14 protein-coding genes and 1 other RNA gene are annotated in these 15,388 nt (G+C 44.6%); 11 read left to right on the top strand and 4 right to left on the bottom strand.

The window, feature by feature from the left end; genetic code table 11:
• The first annotated feature begins 26 nt into the window (after positions 1–26).
• Positions 27–1,406: a transaldolase gene (locus GTQ38_RS15495; protein ID WP_161436466.1), complete on the top strand. Its 1,380-nt coding sequence runs from the start codon at positions 27–29 to the stop codon at positions 1,404–1,406.
• 103 nt (positions 1,407–1,509) lie between these two features.
• Here the strand turns inward: GTQ38_RS15495 and fsa are convergent, their stop codons facing one another.
• The 3 genes from fsa to ffs all read right to left on the bottom strand — a co-directional run bounded on the left by fsa (position 1,510) and on the right by ffs (position 3,205).
• Complete coding sequence (fsa, locus tag GTQ38_RS15490; protein WP_161436465.1) at positions 1,510–2,163, bottom strand: fructose-6-phosphate aldolase; 654 nt, start codon at positions 2,161–2,163, stop codon at positions 1,510–1,512.
• A 62-nt stretch (positions 2,164–2,225) separates the two neighbouring features.
• On the bottom strand, positions 2,226–3,035 hold the full coding sequence (locus tag GTQ38_RS15485; protein ID WP_161436464.1) for an SDR family oxidoreductase: 810 nt from the start codon (positions 3,033–3,035) through the stop codon (positions 2,226–2,228).
• Between the two features lie 71 nt (positions 3,036–3,106).
• Positions 3,107–3,205: signal recognition particle sRNA small type (gene ffs, locus GTQ38_RS15480), an RNA gene on the bottom strand.
• 212 nt (positions 3,206–3,417) lie between these two features.
• Here ffs and GTQ38_RS15475 point away from each other — a divergent pair.
• From GTQ38_RS15475 to GTQ38_RS15440, 8 genes are all read left to right on the top strand, one after another.
• Complete coding sequence (locus tag GTQ38_RS15475) at positions 3,418–4,488, top strand: glutaminyl-peptide cyclotransferase (RefSeq protein WP_238857972.1); 1,071 nt, start codon at positions 3,418–3,420, stop codon at positions 4,486–4,488.
• The gene (locus GTQ38_RS15470) at positions 4,475–4,873 is read left to right on the top strand and encodes an acyl-CoA thioesterase (RefSeq protein ID WP_161436463.1); all 399 of its coding nucleotides are present in this window, start codon (positions 4,475–4,477) and stop codon (positions 4,871–4,873) included. Before GTQ38_RS15475 ends, GTQ38_RS15470 begins: the two co-directional genes overlap by 14 nt.
• Positions 4,874–4,875: 2 nt before the next feature.
• Positions 4,876–6,429, top strand: coding sequence for a hypothetical protein (locus tag GTQ38_RS15465; protein WP_238857971.1), 1,554 nt, complete (start codon positions 4,876–4,878; stop codon positions 6,427–6,429).
• A 150-nt stretch (positions 6,430–6,579) separates the two neighbouring features.
• Positions 6,580–7,311 carry a LytR/AlgR family response regulator transcription factor gene (locus GTQ38_RS15460; protein ID WP_161436462.1) on the top strand — a complete coding sequence of 244 codons (732 nt, stop codon included), beginning with the start codon at positions 6,580–6,582 and terminating at the stop codon, positions 7,309–7,311.
• Between the two features lie 155 nt (positions 7,312–7,466).
• A complete protein-coding gene (locus tag GTQ38_RS15455) occupies positions 7,467–7,628 on the top strand; it encodes a hypothetical protein (protein WP_161436461.1) in 162 nt (53 codons plus the stop codon).
• Positions 7,629–7,739: 111 nt separating this feature from the next.
• Complete coding sequence (locus GTQ38_RS15450) at positions 7,740–9,818, top strand: tetratricopeptide repeat protein (RefSeq protein ID WP_161436460.1); 2,079 nt, start codon at positions 7,740–7,742, stop codon at positions 9,816–9,818.
• Positions 9,819–9,829: 11 nt separating this feature from the next.
• Positions 9,830–10,501, top strand: a complete 672-nt coding sequence (locus tag GTQ38_RS15445; protein WP_161436459.1) for a response regulator — start codon at positions 9,830–9,832, stop codon at positions 10,499–10,501.
• Between the two features lie 165 nt (positions 10,502–10,666).
• Positions 10,667–11,341, top strand: coding sequence for a hypothetical protein (locus GTQ38_RS15440; protein WP_161436458.1), 675 nt, complete (start codon positions 10,667–10,669; stop codon positions 11,339–11,341).
• 55 nt (positions 11,342–11,396) lie between these two features.
• On the opposite strand, the gene glyA is transcribed toward GTQ38_RS15440, so the two are convergent.
• Complete coding sequence (glyA, locus tag GTQ38_RS15435) at positions 11,397–12,671, bottom strand: serine hydroxymethyltransferase (RefSeq protein ID WP_161436457.1); 1,275 nt, start codon at positions 12,669–12,671, stop codon at positions 11,397–11,399.
• A 112-nt stretch (positions 12,672–12,783) separates the two neighbouring features.
• Between glyA and fahA the strand changes: the two genes are divergently transcribed.
• Positions 12,784–14,061: a fumarylacetoacetase gene (fahA, locus tag GTQ38_RS15430; RefSeq protein WP_161436456.1), complete on the top strand. Its 1,278-nt coding sequence runs from the start codon at positions 12,784–12,786 to the stop codon at positions 14,059–14,061.
• 131 nt (positions 14,062–14,192) lie between these two features.
• Complete coding sequence (locus GTQ38_RS15425) at positions 14,193–15,380, top strand: hypothetical protein (RefSeq protein ID WP_161436455.1); 1,188 nt, start codon at positions 14,193–14,195, stop codon at positions 15,378–15,380.
• Positions 15,381–15,388: the final 8 nt, after the last annotated feature.

Raw genomic sequence — 15,388 nt, 5'->3', positions numbered from 1 at the left:
TGTTGCATTACGGCATAAATTATTCTATGAATAAAATTATAGTTTGTATTGCTCTTTTCTTGTTGGCGTCATGTGGAGAAAAAGAAAAGATGTCCCCTACTGTGTTTTTCGCAGGTGAAATCATAAATCCTACTAACGATTATGTCGTCCTGTACAAGGGAGACCAGGTTATTGATTCTGCCCGACTGGATGCCAATAACAGGTTCAGCTTCTCGCTAGACTCCGTTAGCGAAGGGCTACACCATTTTTATCACCATCCGGAACTTCAATACATTTATTTTGAAAAGGGAGATAGTCTTCAGGCAAGGTTGAATACTACCGAGTTTGACGAGTCATTGGTGTTTTCCGGTAAAGGAGAAGAAGTCAATAACTTCCTTCTAGAAATGTTTCTTATCAACGAAAGCGAAGAGGAACATGTGTATTCCCTTTACAAGCTGGAACCCGAAGATTTTATAAAGAGCATAGATTCCCTGAAGGACGATAAACTTCAATTACTGAATGATCTCAATGCGGAGTCCAGGTTATCCGACGGGGCCTATGAAATTGCCCGATCCGGGATTACTTATACAAACTATATCAGCAGGGAAGCCTATCCCTTTTATCACAAAAAGAAATCCGGAGACAAAGACTTTCACGTGCTTCCCGAAGGTTTTTACGACTATCGCAAACAGATTGACTTTGAGAACGAACATCTCACCTACCTGAGGCCCTACTATAATTTTATGAAGTATCACGTGGGCAACCTCTCTTATATGGCCTGCAGGAAAGACTGTGGAGGTAGCGTTTCAGTTGCTCACAATCAATTACATTTTAACCGGCACAAACTAAAGTGCATAGATACCCTGATCAAACAAAAGGAATTACGAGATAACCTCTTTAGGAATGTAGCCGTAGACTATCTCCTGAAACCGGATTGCGAAGATAATATCAAAGCCTTCATTGACGAATTCCATCAACTTTCCGGAAACAACAAACATATTGAGGAGATCAATAATCTCTACGAGGGTATTAAGAAAATACAACCCAACAAGGAAATTCCGGATGTCTTGGTGACGGATTCCGAAGACAATCAGGTTTCTCTTAAGGACATAGCCAATGGCCGTCAGGTGGTATTTTACTTCTGGTCCGGGGTAGAACTGGGGCATTTTAAAAATATCAAGAAGCGGGTTGCGAAACTTAAGAAAAAGCACCCGGAATACACTTTCGTGGGGATCAACCTTAGGACGGACAAACTTCGTTGGAAGACCCTCGTAGAAGCCCATAATCTGGACAAAACGGAACAGTTCTGGGCTGGTGATTTTGAAGATGTTGCCCATACCCTGATCGTCTATGATCCTTTTAAAAGTATCATCGCAAAAGACGGTCGTATAGTGGATGCTTTTGCGAATGTCTATACCTCCTTCTAAGTTTCCTCAAAATCCATTTTGGTATTGAAAAAGATAACCCTGATCCGGACTAACTAACCAAAGCAGGGCTATATTCGTTGTTATGGAACGTGTAAAGGAACCCTTAGTTTCCCTTCTGGTAATCTGCCAGGAATTTCTCCAGTCCGATATCCGTCAGTGGGTGTTTAAGGAGTCCGTCAATAGCGGACAAAGGTCCGGTCATGACATCCGCTCCCAGTTTGGCGCAGTCTATAACGTGCATGGTATGCCGGATAGAGGCAGCCAGGATCTCCGTTTCAAAAGCGTAGTTATCGTAGATCAGGCGAATTTCGGAAATCAGGTTCAGACCATCCGTAGAGATATCGTCTAAGCGACCGAGGAAGGGAGAGACATAGTTGGCTCCAGCCTTAGCTGCAAGTAGTGCCTGACCCGGCGAAAACACCAGAGTGCAGTTTGTTTTTATCCCCTTGTCCGAGAAATATTTCAATGCCTTAACACCATCCCTTATCATAGGAACTTTAACCACGATCTGCTCATGCAGGTCTGCAAGTTCCTCACCTTCTTTGATCATAGCCTTTAAGTCTGTAGCGATCACTTCAGCGGAAACATCACCATCTACGATCTCGCAGATATCCACGTAATGTTTTAGAATATTATTTCTTCCAGTGATCCCTTCCTTGGCCATAAGGGACGGATTAGTTGTGACACCGTCTAAAACTCCTAATTCCTGAGCTTCCCGGATCTGGTCAAGATTGGCTGTATCGATAAAGAACTTCATAGTTGATGCGAATTTTGCGCCTTAAAACGCGGTTAATAAAGCAATTTTCTGAGATCACAAAACTACAACTTATAATGGTTTAAAAGTAGCCTCTCATACACTTTGTCCGGTAAAATTTTCTTTAAGATCAGGGAAAACTTTTGCATAGGGCTGCCTATGGTATAGTGTACTTTGGGGTTTGCGGTATTCAGGATCTTGTGGACCTTCACCGCCACCCGTTTGGGATCCATTCCCTGGTCTACATGCTCATTCATCAGCTCCAGAGACATTCCGTAAGTAGATTCATAGGGTGAACCGGGTTTGGAAGGAGCGTGATACCTGCCCGCGGCAATGTTCGTGGCGATATCTCCAGGCGCTAAATTTGCGATCTTTATACCGAAACTCCGGGTTTCCATCCGAAGAGCTTCCGTCATTAACTCCAGGGCTCCTTTAGAAGCGGAGTAAAATCCGCGGAACGGGAGCCCCATAAAACCGGCCAGAGAAGTGATATTGATAATGAATCCCCCACCCTGTTTTCTCATGATCGGTAGTACCGCTCTGCTTACTCCTAGTGGACCGTAGAAATTCGTATCAAAAACCTTTTGGATCTCTTCTCTGGGCGTTTCCTCAACCGGTCCGGTGATGCCAACGCCTGCATTGTTGATCAGAATATCTATCCTGCCTTCAAGATCAATAATTTGATTTACAGCTTTACCTATACTGGCAGCTTCTCTGACATCCAGTTCCAGCAGTCGGAAGTCTTTAAAATCCGCGTGCTTCTCCAAAGACCTGGTGCTGCCGTAAACCTTGTATCCCTTGGTATTCAGGTATTGGCCTATGGCCTTGCCTATACCAGAAGATCCGCCGGTGATTAAAACTACCTTGCTGTCCATTGGTCACAAAGAAACGAATAAAGAGGGAAATTCTAAATCCAACGAACGAAGCGTTGAATTCCGGGTACAAAAAAAGGCAAGCTACCTACATCGCACCGCTACGACCGCATACCCTTGCTGCGTTCCCGCCCTGGGGGATTTTGCAGGAGCTGGTCGTGTAGGACTTGCCAACTGCAAAGATACAACCTTTTCCTTGAAGAGAAATCATTTCCACAGGAATTATTCATAGCATGAATTAAAATTTGGGCCGTTTATAATACTGGTAAAAAAAAGTCAAATTTTGTCTTATCTCAGCTTACATTAGTATTTTAGCCCTGTACAAAAACAGCATGATCGCCTGGCGATTTTTAAAAGTTAAAATGCGGAGCAATCCAGAAATCAAATGAAACATCCGATGGGTTTAATGAAATTCTTTAGTTGTAGCATCCTCATCTTTTTCCTGGCCTGCGGGGGCGAAACCAACCCCAGGAACCTTTTCGATATCCAAATTGAGGGAAACAGGAAACAGCTCCAGCAGGGAGAAAGCGTTGGTGTTTCCATCCAAAACAAAAAAGGTAAGACCATAGACCATGTCAGCTATTTTATTGACGGAAAGGAATTGCCCTTCCAGTCGGGCAAAATAGTACTGGACATTGAAAAACTGGGCAACAAACTACTGGAAGCCAAAATAGCATACGAAGGGAATTCCATCGCCATAGACAAAAAAATAAAGGTACTGGCCAAAATGCCTCCGGAGATCTATACTTACGAAGTGATTCAGGAATACCCACATGATATTGAGGCCTTTACTCAGGGGTTGGAATTTCACAATGATACGCTTTACGAAGGAACAGGTTCCGGTAAAGGCAGGAAATCCTTCCTGAGAAAAATAGATTACCGGACAGGAAAGGTTTTGCAACAGACGGATCTGGAAAAGGAATATTTCGGTGAAGGAATAAGCATATTGAACGACAAGGTTTATCAGCTAACCTGGCAGAAAAGAATGGGATTTATTTACGATCTCAGCAGCCTGAAAAGATCGGATAGTTTTCAGTACGGGGAAAGTAAAGAAGGTTGGGGCCTTTGCAACGACGGAAAAAAACTCTATAAGAGCGACGGTACTGAAAAGATATGGATCCTCAATCCGGAAACCCTGGTAGAAGAAGGATATATCCAGACGGTTACCAATAAGTCTATTTTCAACAAAGCCAATGAATTGGAATATGTCGACGGAAAGATCTACGCCAATGTCTGGCAGAAAGAAAGCATGATGATCATCGATGCCAAAAGCGGTGCTATTGAAGGGGTTATTAATTTCGGTGGACTCAAAAAGCGCGTAAAACAGCATGACAAGCTCGATGTACTCAACGGAGTCGCCTACCACCCGGAAAGGGGTACATTCTTTGTAACTGGTAAGAATTGGGACAAATTGTTTGAAGTCAGGATCAAGAAAAAGGAAGATGGAGATCTATGAAAAGTTCATTGAGGTCACCGCAGATGATCTGGATTTCCTGGACCACGTGAACAATGTGCGATATATACAGTGGATCCAGGATATTTCTGAGGAACACTGGCAAAAAAGGGCCCCGAAGCAACTCAGGGAGCAGGTGGTCTGGGTTGTGCTTAATCACAATGTGGATTACCGGAATCCGGCCAGATTGGGAGACCGGATCCGAATAAAGACCTTTGTGGTGGAAAGTACCGGAGCAACCTCAATACGGGCGGTAGAAATGCACAATGAAAGCACAAATACCCCGTTAGTATCCTCAAAGACCAAATGGTGTCTTCTGAACGCAAAAACTCAAAGACCTATGCGCATCTCCGACCTGATCCGTGAGGTATTTGAAGCTAAGGCCTAAAAATGCGCAAAGCAAGATCTTACATTGTTCCACTCTTAGCCCTGTTGCTGGCAATGCTGTGGTTTTCCTGTCGGAAGGATTTCGAATACGCCCCGAATATTGGAAGGCTGGAATTCTCAAAAGATACTGTCTTCCTGGACACTGTCTTTACCAACATAGGCAGCAGCACTTACAGCCTTAAGGTCTATAACCGCACCGGGAACGATATCCTGATACCCAGCGTGGGACTCGGGCAGGGAACTGCCAGCAATTACCGCTTAAATGTGGACGGGGAGGCCGGTAAGACCTTCACGGACGTTCCCATACTCGCAAGGGACAGTCTGTTCATTTTTATTGAAACTACCTTTGACGTCAGTTCGGAAAATCAGAACGAATTCCTCTACACGGACGCCATTGTTTTTGATTCTGGTGTTAACGAGCAGCAGGTACCTCTGGTAACCCTGATTAAGGATGCGGTTTTCCTTTTTCCAGGGACGCTGTCTAACGGTAGCAAGGAAAGTCTGTTATTGGGAATAGATGAGCAGGGGAATGAAATTCGGATCGAAGGCTTTCTTCTGGAAGATGAGGAGCTTCTGTTTACCAATGAGAAACCCTACGTAATTTACGGTTATGCCGCAATAGGCGATGGTAAAACCCTGGTCGTAAATGCCGGTGCCAGGGTACATTTTCACGAGAATTCCGGTTTGCTGGTCGGCTCAGGGGGGAGCTTGCAAGTCAACGGAAGCCTCAGTGCGGACCAGGAGCTTTTGGAAAACGAGGTAATATTTGAAGGCGACCGCCTGGAACCCGATTTTGCCAATATTTCTGGCCAGTGGGGCACGATATGGCTTGCCCCGGGCAGTGCCGCGAACACTGTCAATTACCTCACCATAAAAAACGCTACCGTTGGAATGCTGGTTGAAGGAGGTATGGGTAACCCCCAACCCACGCTCAGTATTTCCAACAGCCAGATCCACAACAGTGCCACCACAAATCTCTGGGCCAGGACGAGCGTCATTGAAGGCAGCAATCTGGTTCTGGGAAACGCGGGAAATGCATCCCTTTCCTGTAGCTTAGGAGGAGACTATGTTTTTATTCACAGTACGATTGCCAACTATTGGAGCAACGGTTTCCGAATAGGGGCAGCACTGCAACTGAGCAATACTGAAAATGTTTCCGGTGGCGGAACTTTGGATGAGGATCTCACAAGAGCAGAGTTTCTCAACTGCATTATAGATGGAAATACCTCGCTTGAATTAGCGCTTCAGGCAAATGGAAATAATACCTTCAATTTCAGCTTTCTTAATTGTATGCTGCAATTCCGGGATACCGGTGAGCAGTTTACGGGAAACCCTTTATACGACTTTACAGATAACAGCCTGTATTCCGGGCTCATCCTCAACGCCGAGGCTGAATTTCTAAGCACCGCGAAAAACGACTTCCGTATCGGGGAAAATTCCGCCGCTATTGGCGCTGGTGACCCACAGGGAAGCTTAGCCGTTCCGCTGGACCTTTTAGGCGTGGATCGCCCCAGCCCGCCGGACCTGGGCGCATTTCAGTACGTACCAGACAACTAAGAAATCTGCACTTCGACGGACGGGTGAAGGATTTTTCGCTCAAAGAATGCTCATTTTCAGTGAATTATAACGAAAACCTTAGTTTTTCTATGGTAAATCTATAATACTTTCTCAATTTGTATTCCTAATTTGTGCCCAACAAAACTAGCAATGGAATATACCTACAACATAATAGATTCCGATGCTGCCTCCAATCTGCAACTACAGCACTACCTGGAAGGTTACGGAGATTTCACATGTGTAGGTGAAGCCAAAAATGCCGATGACGGCCTTAATGCTATCCTGAAATTTAGTCCCGATATTGTTTTTGTAAATCTGAATGATAAGGCCTTTTCCTATTTCAGTATGGTAAAGGAATTACATCAGTATGTTCAGGACATTCCTGTCTTAATTGGCATTTCTAAAAGCAAAGAATACGCCTACGAAGCCATCAAGAACAACTTTTTTGATTACTGGTTACTACCCTATAATGAGTTTGACATTCGCAAAACCATCTTAAGGTTAAAGAAGCAAATGCCCAAGGAGGCAACCTCCCAAACCATTTGCCTTAAGTCTTATAAGGATTTCCATTACCTGGATACCGATGAGATACTGTACCTGAAGGCGGATAACAATGCCACTGATTTTATTATGAAAGATGGCAGGGTGATCAGTGCTTTTAAAACCCTCAAAACATTCGAAAAACAGCTTCCGGATAATTTTGTCAGAGTGCACCAGAGTTATATCCTGAACATCAATTATGTTTCCAGGATCAATTATGGGAAATCCATATGTGCATTAAAAACCGACAACACCCAATTGCCCTTTTCAAAATCCTACCGGGCCAACATAGACGGTCTTAAGAGGAACCTTTCAAAAAACACCATTTCTACCCTCAACTAGTAAAATCCTCTTAAAAAAAGTACAAATACTCGCAAAAAAGGGGCAAATACTAAAACTTTTTTCTTTCCGGTGCAAATGGCTAACGCGAATTCTAGCTTAGCGATAGCAAACAAACAATCAAAAACAACAACTAATCCCCCTTAAACTTTCAAATTATGAAAAAGGTATTGAGTATTTTTGCAGTAGCAGTAATGTGTGTAGGTTTATTTTCATGCGAAGATGATAGCAGTATAGAAGAAACTCAGGCACTTTATGAGAATCTTAGCGATTCGGACGCCACGGATGGCGGTCAGGTTGACAATGATGATAGAGACTAATTGTCACGGCTAATCTAAAATAAAAACACCTCTTAGAGCCTTAAGTACATCCTATTTAAGGCTCTTTTTTTATTTTTATACCATAATACAGTACGTAAATACGGAAAATTCTTGAAGCAATTTGTTACATGCCTGGCATTTTGCTGTCTCCTGGTCCTGGGTTGTAAAGAAAGTACCAAAAATACACCCCAACAAGCGGATTCCCGGGTTGACAGTATACAGGCATGGGTAGCCAAGGGAAGGGACAATTCCATTGATGTGGTCATCCGAAGGTCCCTGCTACTTAAAGCTTTTGACGAAGTGCAAAACAGGCCGAATGATACCGTAAAAACCAAACTGCTGTCCGATGTATCCCTGGCCTTCCTCCGGCTGAACGACTCCGCCCAGTTCCGCAAATCTAACCAACAGGCCCTGGCAGTAGCCTTACAAATTTCGGATTCCACCGTTCTGGGGACTTCCTATTGGGACCTGGCTTCCTTTTATTCCCGCAACTCTATTATTGATAGTGCCTATTTCAATTATGCCGAAGCACAACGGATCTTTGAGGCCCAGGGTAATGAATATTTCTCGGGAAGAATGCTCTATAATATGGCTGTAGAGCAGGGTCGGGTAAAGGATTATACCGGCAGTGAGATCACTACCATCCGGGCCATAGAATTACTCAAACCCCTAAATAAGAAGCAACAGCTCTACAATTGCTATAACAACCTGGGTTTGATTACGACAGAATTAAAGGATTACGAACGCGCTGCTGACTATTACGGTCAGGCCTTGTCTTATCTGGACAACAGCCCGGGTGACCGAACCAAATACCTGGGTACATTAAACAATCTGGGCTTGGTATTCCAGCAACAGGGCCAGCATTCCAAAGCGATTTCCTATTTTGAAGAAGTCCTAAAGGATCCGGAACTACGTGCAGAAAAGCCGCAATTGTACGCGCGGACTTTAGACAATCTGGCCTATAGCCGCTTTAAGAATGGTGCAGTGACCCGAGTTAAAGCGGACCTGGAGGAGGCAAGACAGGTAAGGGACAGCATTGCGGATTATATAGGGCTGGCCCGCAGCAAATACCATCTCGCGGAATTCGGCCTGGCACAGGAGGATACGGCAGCGGCCTTAGCCTATGCCTTGGAAGCCAAAGAGTATGCACTTCAAAGCTCCAATAACAAACGGCTGCTGGAAACCCTGCAACTGCTTACGCGTATAGACCCGGAGAATGCAACCGCCCATACCCGGGAATACATTACCCTAAACGACAGCCTGCAACAGGTAGAACGCCAAATGCGGAACAAATTTGCCCGTATCCGTTTTGAGACGGATGAGTTCATTGCGGAAAACGAGCTTCTGGCCAGGCAAAGGCAAATGTGGATCGGGATCGCGCTGGGGTTGTTCATACTGGCAGTGCTGGTCTTTGTGATCATCCGCCAGAGAGTACGGAACCAGAAGTTAAAGTTTGAGCAACAGCAACAGCAGAACAACGAAGAGATCTTTAACCTGATGTTATCCCAAAACCAAAAGATCGAAGAGGGTAAACAATCTGAACAAAAAAGGATCTCTGAGGAGTTGCACGATGGTATACTAGGCCAGATGAACGGCATTCGCATGGTCTTACTGGGCCTGAATAAGAAGACGGACGACAGCGCGGTCTCCATGCGGTCTCAGGCCATAGAAAAACTGCAACAGGTTCAGGAAGAAATACGGACCATTTCTCATGAATTGAACGATTCAGCTTATCAAAAATTCCATAACTTTATATTATCCATTGAAGATCTCCTCAAATCCATTGCCAGCCCCGCAGGCCTGAATTACACCTTTGATCACAACGGAGACCTGGAATGGGACGCCATCCGGGGAGATATAAAGATCAACCTCTACCGCATTGTTCAGGAAGGACTTCAGAATTGTATCAAACATGCGGAGGCTACTGAAGTAAAACTCAGTTTTGATGCGGATGAAAACCATATACTGGTAAAACTTCGGGATAATGGAAAGGGATTTGACACCAAAAAAGGCAAAAAGGGAATAGGTCATAAGAATATCAGGTCCAGGGTAGAAAAACTACGGGGAAGTTGGGATGTAGTCAGCGCTATTGGAGCGGGCACCACAGTGTCAGTAAAAGTGCCCTATGAGATTCAGGCTTCGGGTCAGGAAATGGATCCGTTTGAAGATGCCGTTTTACAGGAAGCATAAATTAAAAAAGGATGAGTATTATTAGAATATTGGCCGTAGACGATCATGAAATGACCACCCTGGGATACAAGTTTATCCTGGAGGATACTGATTTTGAGGATTACCAGGTTCATATGGATACGGCCAAGACCTTTGAGGAGGCCAAGGCAAAACTGGAAAGCTCCTTAAAGTCCTTTAAATACGATATCCTTTTGCTGGATATTCAGCTGGCGCAATCTAATGGCGGAGGCCCGGCCAAGTCCGGGGAAGACCTTGGGATATTGGCCCGGGACATCTCCCCGGAATCCAAAATTGTATTTATGTCGTCCTTCAGCGATAACTATCGTATCAACAGTATCATGAAATCGGTAGACCCCGATGGATATATGGTAAAAACAGAGATAGACCAGAAATCCCTCCAGGCCATGGTAAGGACCGTACTTACCAATCCACCTTACTATACTCAAAAGGCATTGGCTGCCATCAGGAAGAAGATGGCTAACGATATTAACCTGGATGAGAACGACAAAAAGATCCTCTATCATCTTTCCATTGGCACAAAAACCAAGGACATGGTAAATCATATCTCCCTATCACTCCCAAGCATTGAAAATCGCAAGCGTCATTTAAAAGCGCTTTTTGGTGTAGAGAAACAAAATGACCAGGCCTTGATCACCGAATCCAGGAACAGAGGCTTCATTTAACTCCTGAAAATCAAGGCCATCCCTCTCTCTTTGCCCTTCCCCGGAGGCCTTAGACCAGATTAAAATCCAGAGAAAAACCATAGTAATTCTAAGGTTTTTCTATAACTCCCTATGACTTTTTAAAGGTAATTTTGAAAAAACCTAATCCTTAACTTCTGGATTGCTATGTCAATACATCTAGAAAATTTCAAAAATAATCTCAAACTGAGGTTGGATGATAATCCACAGCTTCACGGTTTTCAAACCTTCAAGAAGACATTAGAGCGCGACTATTTTTCGGAAGTGTCTATCAGGATTTGTTTCAAGGAAGCCGCGAAGACTGAAAATCTGGTCATTGAGATGGATTGCAATCTGGACCTGTTGGAAATGTTGTATCATCTGCAGAAAGGAACCTGGGGAGGTAATTTATCTGAGGAGGAAGACCTGCCACCCAACTCTTCCTTTGCACGAGCTCTGGATCAGCTTCAGGAATTAAATGAGATTTCAATAGACGTGGAGGAGTTCAGTTTGTTTCTGAACGATTGCTCCATCATTGTCAAAAAAATATATAGCAATAGTATCAAGGACCAGCTAGGAAGTATTCTGAGTACTATTGCCGAACATTATGTTTATTTCACCAAAGGGCTCTCCGAAACGCCGTTTGAGATCTACGTCCCAGTCTTTGAAGATACTATACCTGAAAATGATTATACGCTTTCTAAAATCAGGGAAGCGGATAATCAAACTAAGGATTACTTTGGATTCTGGGGCTTATATTTTGACTCAGAAGATGATGCCGTAATCTATGATCTGAGCAACAAATCTATTGTTTCAGGCGATCTATATCTGCTCAATCATTAGATATAATGGAAAACCGATAAATAGGGCTATTGGTTTTCCATTGACGGCATTGTAACTATCCTGCAAAGAGCGGCCTACCCGCCATTAGTGCATTTACTTTTTTACGAACTTCTTCTGCCACCCCTTCATCTTCCGGTGCGCTGAGTACCTCGTCAATATAAGAAACGATAGTGCCCATATCATCCTCTTTCAATCCCCTGGTCGTGATCGCGGCCGTTCCGAATCGGATTCCTGAAGTAACAAAAGGCGATTTATCATCAAAGGGTACCATATTCTTGTTAGCGGTGATATCCGCTTTAACCAGTGCATTTTCTGCATCTTTCCCGGTAACCCCTTTATTTCTCAGGTCTATCAGCATCATATGGTTATCCGTACCACCGGAGATGATCTTGTAATCTCTTTCTACAAATGCTGCGGCCATGGCTGCGGCGTTCTTTTTAACCTGTAGCATATAATGCAGAAACTCATCGGACAGGGCTTCGCCAAATGCGATAGCCTTAGCTGCAATGATATGCTCTAAGGGCCCTCCCTGGTTACCGGGGAATACCGCCAGGTTTATAAGTGCAGACATTTTTCGAAGGTTTCCGTTCTTGAGACGAATCCCAAAAGGGTTGTCAAAATCCTGTCCCATCAGGATGAGACCGCCCCGCGGGCCTCTAAGGGTCTTATGGGTAGTCGTAGTTACAAAATGGCAATGTGGAATGGGATCATTCAGTATCCCCTTGGCAATAAGACCAGCCGGATGCGCGATATCAGCCAGCAAAAAGGCGTCCACACTATCGGCAATCTCCCTGAATTTAGCAAAGTCCATATCCCGGGAGTAGGCAGAAGCACCTGCAATGATCAGCTTTGGGCGTTCTTTGGTGGCAATTTCCTGGATCTTGTCGTAATTGAGCACTCCGGTCTCTTCATCAACACCGTAAAAAACCGGGCGATATAACTTCCCGGAAAAATTTACCGGGGAACCATGCGTAAGATGCCCACCATGGGATAGATCGAAGCCCAATATGGTATCTCCGGGCTGCAGGCAGGCGTGATACACAGCCGCATTGGCCTGGGAGCCGGAATGTGGTTGCACATTGGCGTAAACCGCGCCGAAAAGCTCCTTTGCCCGGTCTATGGCCAGCTGCTCTACCTGATCCACCACCTCACAACCTCCGTAATAGCGCTTTCCGGGATAGCCCTCAGCGTATTTGTTGGTAAGCACCGACCCCGCGGCTTCCATAACCTGCGGGCTGGTAAAATTCTCAGAGGCAATTAGTTCTATACCATCGAGCTGTCTGGTTTTTTCCGCTTCGATCAGATCAAAAATTTGCTGGTCTCTTTGCATGATTTTTTGTTTCTGTTAAATGAGGCGTAAAAGTACAAATTGCCACCCGTTAATAAGAAGAAAATAATATATTTGATCAGGAATTTATCAAAGAAAAATTAACAATCCGAACATGCCTCATAAAACAAATGATCCTTCCAGAACTTCCTGGTTAAATGTACCGAAAGACTCAGATTTTCCGATACAGAACATTCCATTTGGCGTTTTTCTGACCAGGGATGATATCATAACAATAGGCACCCGCATTGGCGATCACGCTATTGATTTGGGAGCACTTCATCAACTGGGGTATTTCGAGGGAATTCCGCTGACGGATGATATTTTTCTACAAGACAGCCTGAACGACTTTATCTCCGATGGCAAAAAGACCTGGCGACTGGTCCGAAACCGCATTAGCGAGCTGTTCGAAAGCTCCAACCCGGCCCTGAGAGATCATGAAGAACACCGCAAAATAGTATTGTTCACCCTGGATGAAATAGAAATGCAGCTTCCGGTGCAAATCGGGGATTACACTGATTTCTATTCCAGCAAGGAGCACGCTACCAATGTAGGAAAGATGTTCAGGGATCCTGAAAACGCCTTACTTCCCAACTGGCTGCATATCCCCGTGGGTTATCACGGCAGGAGTTCAACCATAATCCCAAGTGGCACTCCAATACGGAGGCCAAAAGGCCAAACGCTTCCCAAGGGGGCTTCAGAGCCGGTTTTCGGCCCTTCGAAAATTGTGGATTTCGAACTGGAAATGGCCTTTATTACCACAGATGCCAATGTCTTGGGCGATCCAATATCCGTTGAGGAGGCAGAAGACTACATTTTTGGTCTGGTATTGTTTAACGACTGGAGTGCAAGGGACATTCAAAAATGGGAATACGTGCCACTAGGGCCTTTCCTTGCAAAGAATTTCGCAAGTTCTATTTCGGCCTGGATCGTGACTATGGACGCTCTGGAACCTTTTAGGACGGCCAGCCCTGCACAAGACCCAGCTCCCCTGCCCTATCTGCGGCAAAATGGAGATAAGAGCTTCGACATTCACCTGGAGGTCGCCATCACCCCTGAAAATGGAGAGCCAACCACGGTTTCCCGCTCCAACTTTAAATATATGTACTGGACCATGGCGCAGCAACTGGCCCATCACACCGTTAATGGCTGCAAAATTAACAGTGGTGATATGATGGGTAGCGGAACCATTTCCGGGCCCACTCCGGATTCTTACGGTTCTATGCTGGAACTGGCCTGGCAGGGAACCAAACCTGTAGCACTCAGCAATGGCGAAACCCGGACTTCCATCGCGGATAATGATACGGTAACCCTTAAGGGCTACTGCGAAAAAAACGGGGTACGCATAGGCTTTGGTGAGGTCAGTACCAGGTTACTTCCCGCCATTCAATAGGGCATTCTTTATACATAGCAATTTGCGGATTTCATCGGATTTATACGATACATTATCGTTTTGCGTTATGATTTAGGTCGGTTTTGGCACAGCAATTGAACCTACCCAACCAAATCATAAATTGAATAGCCATGAAAAAAGCATTACTTATTTGTACAGTTATGGTTTTTTTGATCTCCTGTGGAGGGGTTAAAAGAACCCAGGAGGCCATTAATACAGGGAACTACAACCAGGCAATCTCTAAGGCCCTAAAAAACCTGTCGGAAAACAAAACAAAAAAGGGACACCAGCGCTATATTTTGTTGCTGGAAGAAGCCTTTCAAAAAAACGCGGAACGGGAGTTACAGCATATAGCATTTCTCCAAAAGGAAGGAAATCCCGCCAACCTTGAAGCGATCTTCAAAGGTTACAGCCATTTGAAATCCATTCAGCAACGTATCAGGCCTTTGCTGCCTTTAAGGATCTACGATGAAGGTAGGGACGCGTATTTCGACTTCAGGAACTACGACAATGATATACTTGCTGCTAAAACAGAGCTTTCGGATTACCTCTATGCCAACGCCAATGATCTGTTGACCAATGCGACCTACAAGCAGGATTACCGCAGAGCATATGATGATTTTAAGTACCTGGATGAGATCAATCCCGGTTATTCTGACACTAAGCTAAAGATGGAAGAGGCTTATGAGAAAGGCCTTGACTATGTAAGGGTACATGTTATCAATGACACGGAGCAGATCATTCCTGAGCGTTTGGAAGATGAGTTACTGAACTTCAACACCTTTGGACTGAACGATCTTTGGACCCAATATCATGCGAATCCACTCAAAAACGTGAAATACGACTATGAAATGCAGGTTGCATTCAGGGATATTCTAATTTCACCGGAGCAGATAAGCGAACAACAGATCATCAAGGAGAAACAGATCAAGGATGGTTATACCTATCTTGAGGATGCAAATGGTAATCTTGTGAAAGATAGTTTAGGAAATGAGATCAAAGTAGACCGGTTGAAGACGGTAAGGTGTAACTTCTATCAGTTTACCCAACACAAAGCCGCACAGGTAACCGGTAATGTGAGATACATTGATCTACAGACCAAGCAGGCTGTAAACTCCTATCCTATTTCCAGTGAGTTTGTCTTTGAGCACGTGTACGCGAATTACGACGGAGACAAAAGGGCATTGGAAAGCAACCTGGTAAACCTGTTAACGCTGAGGGCAGTACCCTTCCCCAGCAATGAACAAATGGTTTACGATGCGGGTGAGGATCTGAAAGCCCGGCTGAAAGACATCATAATACGACATAAGTTCAACTAAGAACTTCA

Source organism: Poritiphilus flavus (assembly GCF_009901585.1).
In the GTDB taxonomy this organism is placed as follows: Bacteria; Bacteroidota; Bacteroidia; order Flavobacteriales; family Flavobacteriaceae; genus Poritiphilus; species Poritiphilus flavus.
This window is presented reverse-complemented; position numbering and strand designations above follow the sequence as displayed.